At 49.4% G+C, this 11,425-nt stretch carries 4 protein-coding genes; all 4 read left to right on the top strand.

What is annotated here, in order from left to right:
* Window positions 1-23 precede the first annotated feature (23 nt).
* The 4 genes from AC3WRW_RS04035 (at window position 24) to AC3WRW_RS04020 (ending at window position 11,342) form a co-directional block, all read left to right on the top strand.
* A complete protein-coding gene (locus AC3WRW_RS04035) occupies window positions 24-4,646 on the top strand; it encodes an alpha-N-acetylglucosaminidase TIM-barrel domain-containing protein (RefSeq protein WP_492545075.1) in 4,623 nt (1,540 codons plus the stop codon).
* Window positions 4,647-4,739: 93 nt separating this feature from the next.
* Window positions 4,740-7,745, top strand: coding sequence for a family 20 glycosylhydrolase (locus tag AC3WRW_RS04030; protein WP_492545074.1), 3,006 nt, complete (start codon window positions 4,740-4,742; stop codon window positions 7,743-7,745).
* Window positions 7,746-7,807: 62 nt separating this feature from the next.
* A complete protein-coding gene (locus AC3WRW_RS04025) occupies window positions 7,808-9,301 on the top strand; it encodes a hypothetical protein (protein WP_492545073.1) in 1,494 nt (497 codons plus the stop codon).
* A complete protein-coding gene (locus tag AC3WRW_RS04020) occupies window positions 9,276-11,342 on the top strand; it encodes a cohesin domain-containing protein (RefSeq protein ID WP_492545072.1) in 2,067 nt (688 codons plus the stop codon). Before AC3WRW_RS04025 ends, AC3WRW_RS04020 begins: the two co-directional genes overlap by 26 nt.
* The last annotated feature ends 83 nt before the right edge of the window (window positions 11,343-11,425 follow it).

The following is an 11,425-nucleotide window of genomic DNA, read 5'->3' as shown; positions in this document are numbered from 1 at the left end:
CCGTTGAGAAGAGGTGATCTTTGATGAGGAAAATATTTTCCAGTATGTTATTGCTTCTCATGTTAACAGCGGTCATTCCACTCGGGATCCGATGGACAGAAGCAGCGTCCGCTGCGACAGAGTCCCCGCCGTTCGATACCGCAGCAGCTGTCGAGACGCTGAAGCGGCTTGTGCCGAAACACTACGGGCAAGTGCGTCTGGTGGCCGTGAGCCTAGACACAAGTGGCGACTATTTCCGCATCTTAAGCAAGGATGGGCTTGTGGAGATACAGGGTACAAGTCCAGCTGTTCTGTTGACTGGATTTAACTGGTATCTCAAATATGTGGCGAAGGCGAATATCAGCTGGAATGGCGACCAGTTAAATTTACCGCAGCAGCTGCCTTTACCGGTGAAAGAAATTGTACAGCAAGCGAATGTTCCACACAGATTTGCACTCAACGACACGGATGATGGGTATACAGGCGCTTATCGGAATTGGCAGGATTGGGAGCATATGATCGACGTCCTCGCCCTGAACGGAATTAATGAAGTGCTGGTAACGGTGGGACAGGAGGCCGTTTACTATGATACGTTTCAAGAATTCGGTTACAGTGCCCAGGAGATGAATAATTGGATCACATTGCCTGCACACCAGCCTTGGTGGCTGCTGCAGAATATGTGCTGCTTCGCGGGTCCCAATTCTGAAAATCTAATAAATGAACGAGCCGTTATCGGTAAGAAAATAGCTGATCGTCTTCGAGAATTGGGGATGACTCCCGTATTTCCGGGTTATTTCGGCACAGTACCGACGAAGTTTGTGGAGAAGAATCCGACAGGCCGTGTCATTTCTCAGGGGACTTGGGTTGGCTTCAATCGGCCGGACTGGCTTGATCCGCGAAATGCGTTATTCCCGAAAATAGCCGAAGCCTTTTACCGGAACCAAACAGAGCGTTTCGGCGATACAACGATGTTTAAGATGGATCTGCTGCATGAAGGAGGCAACGCAGGCGACGTTCCAGTCGGTACGGCCTCGAAGGCCGTGGAAACGGCACTTCAAGCTGCTCACCCCGGCGCGATCTGGGCGATACTTGGCTGGCAGTCCAACCCGTCTTCGACGTTGCTGGCACCGCTGGACAAAACAAAATTGCTCGTTCTCGACGGCTTATCGGATCGTTATGCCAATCTCAAACGAGAGCAGTCCTGGCCAGGTGTGCCCTATGCGTTTGGCTCGATTTGGAATTTCGGCGGACATACCACGATGGGGGCGAATCTCTCGGATTGGAATACAAAGTACTGGCAATGGAAGGCCAAATCAGGAAGCCAACTTAACGGTATCGCGCTGATGCCGGAAGGAAGCGAGAACAATCCGGTCGCCTTCGACTTCTTTAGCGAAATCGCATGGCAGCAGGGCCCGGTTGACCTGCCAACTTGGTTTGGAACATGGGCGGAAAGACGCTACGGTGGCGGAGACGAGAACGCGAAGGCTGCATGGGAGACACTTCGCCAAACGGCATACAATATGCCAGCTGGTGAGTGGAGTGAAGCGCAAGACGGGTTGTTCGGCGCACAGCCCAGCTTAACTGCTAATAAAGCAGCATCATGGTCGCCTGAGAGCATGCGGTATGATGGAGTGGCATTCGATCTTGCGCTGCCCGCGATACTTAATGTTAAACAGGAACTGCGCAGCAGCAGCGCTTACCGGTATGACCTGATGGACATCACCCGTCAGGTGCTGTCCAATCACAGCCGTGTTTTGCTGCCGCAAATTAAGCAAGCTTATGATGCTAAGGATAAATTGCAATTTACTGCACTTACGGATAAGTGGTTGAAATGGATGGAGCTGCTCGAAGAGGTTACAGCGACGAATAAACAGACGATGCTCGGCCCGTGGCTGGAGAAAACAAAGTCACTTGCGTCTGATGATGCTGAACGCGCGAGACTGGAGTTTGATGCCAGATCGCTGCTTACCGTGTGGGGAGATCGCTCAGGATCCACGTCCGGCGGACTACATGATTACGCGAACCGCGAATGGAGCGGCTTGGTGGGTGATTACTATTACTTACGGTGGAAAACTTATTTCGACGAGTTAAAGGGAGCGCTTGCCGAAGGCCGACAGCCGGCTCAGATTGACTGGTTTGCTATTGGCGATGCATGGTCGAAGCGGCAGAATGTCTTCCCTGCGGAACCACAGGGCGATATTCATCTCGTGGCCCAAAAGGTATTAGACGAAATCAGCAGTTCATCCTCTCTGGGGATTACGGTGACTGCGGACAAAGCCGCTATCGAGCCAGGCGCAACTGTTACGATTACAGCAACGTTGAAGAACGAGAACAGCTTCTTGCCGGCGCAGGAAGTTAACGTTTCCATTGCGGCTGATTCAACATTCATTGTAAAGGCTCTGACGGCTACAACGGCTGAGCAAGTGAACCCCGGAAAAACGTTCACTGTGAAATTTGAGGTAACTGCCGCAGACAATTTTTCGATCAGCAGCTTAATCCATACGCTATCGGTTGAGTCCGCTTATTGTTATGGAACAGCGGGGCAAACCGCTAAAGGTACGATTAACCTGCTTGCCTCCAAGGGCATCACGGCACCTTATCAGACAGTTTCTTTCAACAATTCACAGTTTGCTCAAGCTGGAAACTCGTTCGGCATTTATGGCGGTGGTTCCGACTTGTGGGGCGCATCACAAGGTTTCGGATCGATTTTTCTGGATAAAGCGCTGAGCAGCGATACGACGGTTACGACAAGAGTCATCCATCAGGACAATACGTGGGGATGGGCGCGAGCGGGTATTATTGCCCGCAACGACTTAAGAACGAACGGATCTGCCGGTTATGTCAACATTGCAGTTACGCCAAGCAACGGCTGCGCATTTTCCTGGGACCAGAATGGAGACGGCCAGTTGGAGTCGGTGTCATCCAAAGCGGGATTCACAGCACCTGTTTACGTCAAGCTTGCTCGGACGGGTTCAACGATAACAGGAGCATGCAGCTCGGATGGAACTGCCTGGACGACAATCGGTACTGCAACCCTGGCGTCAGCGGCAGTGAAACAGGATGTCGGTCTGTTCATGAGCGCAGTCAATGTGACTTCCCAGTTGAATGGATTTGTTGAGTTCGCAGGACTCGAAGTAAATTCACAAGGAGTGTTTGTAACTGGCCTTACACTAGATAAATCGCATGTAACGCTTAACTTGGACACTAACAAATCTACGAAGTTAAACGCAATTATTGCACCACTTAATGCAAGCAACAAAAATGTCGTTTGGTCGACGAGTAAAGAAGAAGTAGCAACAGTTGACAGCAGTGGAACGGTTACAGCAGCAGGGATGGGGACAGCGACGATAACGGCGAGAACGGTAGAAGGCGGATTCATCGCAACTGCGGAGGTTAAAGTTGTGGAGTCAGGTCCATTCGTAACCGGGATTCAACTCGACAAGACAGCACTTTCGCTTACGGAAGGGCAAACTGCGGAGCTTACCGTGGCTGTGCTGCCGAACAACGCATTAAATCCAAATGTAACATGGTCAACTAGTGACCCGGCTGTAGCGCTGGTTCAAAAGACTAATGGCAGCAAAGCGGTTGTAACCGGTCTGCAAGCGGGGAAAGCGACCATCACCGTAACAAGCATCGACGGCGGCTATAAGGCAACAAGCCAAGTAACCATTCTGCCTCGGCCTGCAAACCTTGCTTTGAACAAACCGGCGACCGCCAAAAACTCGGAAAGACCGGCAGCCAATGGCAATGACGGCAATTTGACGACCATGTGGGTTGCGAATAGCGGAAGCGCCGGCAACTGGTGGGCTGTCGATTTAGGCGACATCTACGAATTGACAGGCAGTGAAATCCATTTCGAGAAGCAAGTCTTATGGAAATATATCATTGAAGTTTCAAACGATAACGCCACATGGGTAACTGCTGTGGATAAAATGAGCAATACCGATACGAGCCAAATGCAATCGCACTCCTACAGTACGCAAGGAAGATATGTGCGAATTACTTTTGATCAAGCCCCTGGGCAGAATTGGACTGCATTTCAAGAATTGCTTGTATTCGGATATCCGATTGCACCTGGAACAACGCTTAGCGGTACGAACTCTGTTCCCGCAGGAAATGAGTTCACAGTACGTTTCGGGTTGAAGAACGTAACGCAAAGCGTATACGCTCAGGACATCAAGCTGAACTATGATGCGAATGTGATGGAATTTGTCTCGGCGAAGTCTTCCAAAGACGGCGTAAGCATCGTTGAGTCTAGGGATCAAGCGGGCGCGCTTCGCCTTATCATCGCGAGCCAAGGTGCCGGTCATGCCGTTACAGGCACGGGTGAATTCGTCGATCTCGTCTTCAAAGCGAAGAGTGTGACCCAAACGGTATCAGGTAAGATAGCGGTAACAGAAGCTACACTCGGCGATGACAAAGGCGTTGAAACGAAAGCGGATGCCTCGTCGATCAATATCGAGATTACGGCCGTACCGGCAGGCATTCCGGGAGATGTGAACGGAGACGGTAAAGTGAGCATCGGCGATCTGGGCTTTGCAGCGGCGAACTATGGCAAGAACTCGCTAAGTCCGGACTGGAATCAAGTCAAAATCGCCGATATCAACCACGATAATGTGATTGACATTCTCGACCTTGCCGCTATTGCAAGCAAAATTATTGAATAAAAGTTAAATAGGGGAGGATGCAAGTTGGGGTCCTCCTTGTTTTTCCAATATGGAGAACGGTGAAACGGGGGAATTCGTTTGAGGTATTCTTTTATGAAACGAAAAACAGTGTTGGCTCTAGTGGTGGTTTCACTTTTATTCTCGCTATTTCAATTGCCTTCTGTCACATACGCAGCAGCGAATGCGGCTCCCAATGTGGTGCCAAGCTTACGGGAATGGACGGGAGGAACAGGCGCATTTCAATTAAAACCTACATCGCGAATCGTCGTAGATTCCTTATACAGCGCTGAACTAGCGGGTACAGCGGCGGCTTTTAAAGAAGATTTGACACTAGTTACAGGGAAAGCAGTACCCATTGTAATTGATAATACGCCTAAGGCGGGCGATGTTTTCTTGTCGCTGAAAACGGAAGACGCGGGGATCGGCAATGAAGGATATGTGCTGGAAGCGGGAGCTTTCGTTTCTATTAAAGCACGGACGACTGGCGGCGTATTTTACGGGACTCGGACGGTGCTGCAAATCCTTCAGCAGGATGCTGCGCGATCCTATATGCCTCAAGGCATAGCCCGGGACTATCCGCAGTATGAGCAGCGCGGCATTATGCTTGATGTCGGGCGCAGATATTATTCAATGGCCTATTTGGAGGATACGATCAAACGGCTGGCTTGGAATAAGATGAATACGTTTCAAATTCATTTTAGCGAATGGAACGGATTTCGTTTGCAAAGTGAAACCTATCCGGGCTTAGCTTCGCCTAAATCGTACAGCAGAGCTGATATCCAGAGGTTGACTGAACTTGCTGACCGTTATCACGTGCTGATCATACCGGAATTAGAAATGCCCGGTCATGCGGCGATCCTAAACAAATTCAACCCGGCGATGAAATTCAGCTGTTCTTCCATGGATAAAGATACGACGGGCTGGAGCATTCCACAGTTTACGGTCGATTACACGAAAAGCGAAACACGCGCATGGATCAAATCGCTGCTCGATGAGTTCGTTCCGTTGTTTAAAGGACCATACTTCCACATCGGCTCGGATGAAATTCAAACCGAAGCGAAAATGAACGCTTGTCCTGAGCTTGTTAGTTACAAAACGAATAACGGCCTGCCGAAAATCGGGGATAGCTTTATTGAATTTATTAATGAAATGAGCCGGCATGTGAAGCAGCTCGGGAAAACGCCGATGAACTGGAACGGCTTTGAAGACTATCATCCCAGCATCGGCTTGAATACGGATAACGTCATTACCGTTTGGAGCGATGAGGGCAGCTCCTCGAAGCAAGCGATTGATTTCGCCAAAGAGGGATATAAAGTGTACGCTTCTCCGGGGAACGTGCTGTATGTCACCGCAGGGCGCTCTCTTTTGCCGAATACAACATCGATGTATGAAACTTGGAATCCTGCTGCACATCCGAATATCATGGGTTATTTTCTTTCGATCTGGTCTGATTACTGGGATCAAGTCAAGACACCGGATGGCAGGATCGGGTATGAAAGCGGCAGCTCGTTTAAGGGTGTAGAGGTTGGAGAAGGGGAATACGTCATTCCGGAATCCAATTTTGAAGAGGCGTCCAGAAAACCGCGCCAAGTGCTCTCGGAAAGAATGTGGGGAGGCCCTCGTTCCGCCAAGGTTGCCGATTTCTTTAACAGGGTCAATCTGATCGGAGATGAGCCGTCAGTTAGCAACCCGGCGCCAACAGATCCACTGGGAATTACTTTGATCAAAAATGATGTAAAAGGCACGGATATCAATCAGATTTATTATTCCAAATTAGGTACGAAAAGCAATGGAAGCGACGGGTGGATCGTTGGATCGGATAGTTATACCAGTTTGACCGATACTTATTTTGAAATCAAATTTGTCGGTACGCAAATGAAATTAATTGGCGCGAAAGATCCGGCACACGGCATTGCGGCTGTATCTTTGGATGGAGGCAGCGAGGTCGATGCGGATCTCTATGCGGCTGCCCGGCAAAATACGCTTGCTTGGTATACCTCACCGGTCTTGCCGCTTGGCGAGCACACCATCAAAGTTAGAGTTGCCGGCAGGAAGAACAGTGCTTCAACCGGATTTTCCCTTTCTCTCGAACGTGCTGAAGTGTTGAACAGAACCGTAGTTGATAATACTGTAGTAGGTTCAGGCAACAATCAATTTAATTACAAAGGCTCATGGACGATAGCCAATGAAAGCACGAGCGGCACAGCGAATGATCAGTTTCAGCTGAAATTTACTGGAAAGCAAATCATTTTGATCGGAACGAAAGGGGCTGGCCAAGGTATAGCAGCCATTTCCATCGACGGCGGTGCCGAGCGAATGATTGATATGTACGCTTCAGCTTCTCAAAGCGGAGCCAATGTATTCGTTTCCCCGGTGCTGAGTTCCGGTCCCCATACGATAAAAGTCAGGGTAACGGGAACGAAAAACATCCAGTCGACAGGCACGTTCCTTACCATTGACCGTGCGGAAATCGTCCCTGCAGATCAGATTGTTGGTCCGGTATCTCCCGAAACCACGCTCAGCGGTGCAAACTCCGTTGTCGCTGGCCGTGAATTCACGGTCCGTTTCGGACTGATGAACGTGACGCAAAACGTCTATGCGCAGGACATCAAGCTGAACTATGATGCCAATGTCATGGAATTTGTCTCGGCGAAGTCGACGAGAGACGGCATTAGCATCGTTCAGTCCAAGGACCAAGCAGGCGCGCTACGCGTTATCCTGGCAAGTCAAGGGGCTGGCCATGCCGTAACGGGTACGGCTGAATTCGCGGACATCGTCTTTAAGGCGAAGAATGTGCTGGAAGCGGCGGCTGGGCTGATTACGGTCACGGACGCAACGTTAGGGGATGACAAAGGAGATGAAACAAAGGCGGAAGCATCTTCCGTCACGGTTCAAGTTACGCCTGTACCTGCAGGAATTCCGGGAGACGTGAACGGAGATGGCAAAGTGAGCATTGGCGACCTTGGCTTCGCTGCGGCTAACTATGGCAAAAATGCCTCAAGTCCGGATTGGAATCAAGTCAAACTTGCCGATGTAAACTATGATAACGTAATCGACATTCTCGATCTTGCGGCAATCGCGAACCAAATTATTCAATAGGTTGAAGCGGGGTGTGAGCTTAGGGGATTTCTCTAGGCTCACACTTTCAAAGGAGGACTAGTATGTTTAAATTTCTATCACGCAGCCTGATTATTTGCTTGATGGTCACGGCTTTTGCACCTGGGATTCCGGTCGTTCAAGCGAATCTGGCGGTAACAGGAACGAAAGAGTTATCCAAAGCAATCGCTCAAGAGCCGGGAACAAACAGCTCCGTAAAATTAACATTCGATATGGTCGACAGTGAGAATTTGATCGTGAACGGGGATTTTGAACAAGGGAGCACCCTATGGACCAGCTATAGCGGCACGCAGTTTTCCATCCTGAATGATGCCATCAATGGCGGGACAAAAGCATTAAAAGTAACGGCTTCCAACGGCGGCGCGAAGCATGATTACTTTACAAATGGCGTTACACCGAATGCGTTGTATACGTTCGAAGCTTGGGGAAAGACGGAAGGAGGAGCGGATCCGGCGTGGATTTCCGTCGAGTTCAATCCGGGAGGAGGGCCGACGAAAGATCTTGCATTTACGGAATCACAATATACACGTAAAACCCTTTCCTTCCGAGCTCCTTCGAATATTGTGAGCATGAGACCGTTCTTTTGGAAAAATGCAACACCTGCCGCTATTTATGGCGACGCGCTGAAGTTAACAAAGAAAGTCGTAACGGAAAGCGGCAACGATTATTTTTATTCGGACGATCTCACCCGATTGCCGGGGGACAAAGCTCCTGTAGAAGGCCAGAACAAGCCGTCCAGTTACAATCATCTTCTCGTATCAGGCGATGAAATTGCAAGAAACAACGGGGAATACGTAAATGTTGTGGAAGTCGATAGATCGAATAAAGTCGTGGCTTTCCAGTCTGTCAAAGTGGCCTCCTCCTCTTCTTCGACGACATTTGCGAATATGCAGTCTCTGAGCGTGACGAACGGACTTGCGACAATTTCGCTTGATACCGTACCAACGACGGACCTCACCGCAGCAGACTTTGCGGCTGCTTATTCGACCGATATTGACCCGGAATCCCACTCCGTAACGGTCACTGATTTTCAATATGACCGAAGCGGTAAAAGGGTGTCATTCCATTTTGCACCTATAGAGCAATCGCCGGTTCAACAAACCGTCACGTTCAGTGTCCTATATCGGGGATCTACGGCTACCGGCTCGTTTCTAGTGGAAGCATCAGGCGAGCCTGAAGTGACTGCAAACGTACAGAGCATGACGGCATCCAATGGCAAAGTGTATGTGCTGCTGGACAAACAACCAACGACTGCTCCCAAAATTCAAGATTTTAAAGTTGACTATACGTCCAATAAGACTGCGCAACCTGTGAATTTGAACATTGTCGGTTATGAGTATGCGCCTGAGTTGAGACGGGTCACTTTACTTACGAATCCGATTGTCAAAACAGATCAGCAGCAATCGGTAACCGTCTCAGTCACTTACAAGGGCAATCAAACATTCGCCGTACCTTTTATTATCAAATCATCGGCAATTGGCACAAGTTATTACATAGACAATGAATTCGGAAATGACACGAATGATGGGGAAAGTTAACAGCGTCACATTCTTGCCGGATGATCAAATTTTATTCAAAGCAGGTGGCACTTGGAATGGACAGCTTCATCCGCTGGGCTCCGGGATGGAAGGCCGAGTGATTGCAATAGGAATGTATGGTATGGGCAAGAAACCGCTAATCAAAGGCGATGGCGTTGAAAGTACCGTTTACTTATACAACCAGCAATATTGGGATATCGGCGATTTAGAGATTACCAATTACTCTCCTGTTCCGGCAACTGCAGCCCGGCGTGGAGTATTGGTATCTGGAGAGGACCTTGGAGTCGGTGCGACGAACGATTTGAGTATGGTGTCCACCCTTCGCCATATCCATTTACACGATTTATATGTTCATGATGTTAACGGTCAAGACAATAAAGATGCAGACGGCAGCGCAGGTATCCAAGTTAGTGTCAAAATATCCGGTATGGATGGCAATGCGATTCCGGCGCCAGGTTCTGTACACCGTAGAACGACATTCGATAATATTGTGATCGAGAATAATATCATTGAGAATGTTTCACGTACCGGCATTATTACTTGGACCGATTGGAAAAGCCGAACTTTGCTGGGAGATAACATTGGGTATGGGAATAGCGCTTCGACCCCTTGGACACCGATAACCGGGGTCGTGATTCGAGGAAATCAGCTGACGAATATCGGAGGTGACGGTATCGCTCCGCATATGACGGACGAGGCTCTTGTTGAACATAACACCTTGCAGGGCTACAACAAAACATCTGCGGGCTATAACGCAGGCATGTGGACATGGGATGGCGATCATACGCTCTATCAATACAATGAAGTAAGCGGCGGGTTTTCTACAAGAGACGGTATGCCCTTTGACTTCGATCATGCATCCCAAGGGGTTATCTACCAGTATAACTACAGTCACGATAACGACGGCGGCACACTTCTGTTGTGCTCGGACGGCAGGGCGGGCGGTGTTTATGACGGCATTTTCCGTTATAACATCAGCCAGAATGATAAATACCAGACGTTTACAGTCTGCGGTGCCGGCAATGTGTATAACGTGAAGATTTACAATAACGTTTTTTATGTAGGAGAAGGCCTGAACACCAATCTGCTTGTTTCGCAAGGCGGGGCGACGCAGGCGGCGTTAAGCAACAATATTTTCTACAACAAAGGCACTGGCAAATATACCAAAAAGGCAAGCTGGACCTACGATCATAACTTATTCTTCGGCAATAATGCGCCTACAGCCAGCGTCATTCCGGATGCTGCTATGCTGGTAGCGGATCCGTTATTTGTGAACCCGGGAAGCGGCTCAGGCATAAGCTCGTTAGACGGCTATAAGCTGCAACCAGGTTCGCCTGCAATCGGCAGCGGGGCGCTGATCGGCAATCATGGCGGGAAAGATTTCTGGGGCAACGGAGTCTCAGCGGTTTCCCAGAATCGTGGTGCGTACAGTGCTGTGCCGGGAGTTTTTGGAACTACGCTCAGCAGTGCAAACTCCGTTGTCGCAGGCAGCGAATTCACGGTCCGTTTCGGACTGATGAACGTGACGCAAAGCGTCTATGCGCAGGACTTCAAGCTGAACTATGATGCGAGTGTCATGGAATTTGTCTCGGCGAAGTCGACGAGAGACGGCATTAGCGTTGTTCAATCCAAGGATCATGCAGGCACGCTCCGCGTTATCCTGGCAAGTCAAGGTGCTGGTCATGCCCTCACGGGAACGGCTGAATTCGCCGACATCGTCTTTAAGGCGAAAAATGTGCAGCAAGCGGCAATAGGGCAGCTAACCGTCGCGGAAGCTGTGCTTGCCGATGGCGAAGGAGTTGAATGGGAAGCGAACGGAGCTTCGATTACGGTTCAGGTCACGCCTGTACCTGCCGGCATTCCGGGCGATGTGAACGGAGACGGCAAAGTGAGCATTGGCGATTTAGGGTTTGCGGCAGCGCATTATGGTGAAACAGCGGCTAGTCCGAACTGGCAGCAGGTGAAAGCGGCGGATATCAACAATGACGGAATCATCGACATTAGCGACTTGGCGGCGATTGCCAATAAAATGATAGACTAAAAACAACTACTTTAAAATATAATAGAATAATTAACTTTTTACGTAAAATATTCAATTATTATCTAATCGAAGAACATATACAA

It is taken from the genome of Paenibacillus sp. FW126-R14 (assembly GCF_058789495.1).
Note: the sequence above shows the minus strand (reverse complement) of the source record. Positions and strands in the feature narration are given on the sequence as shown.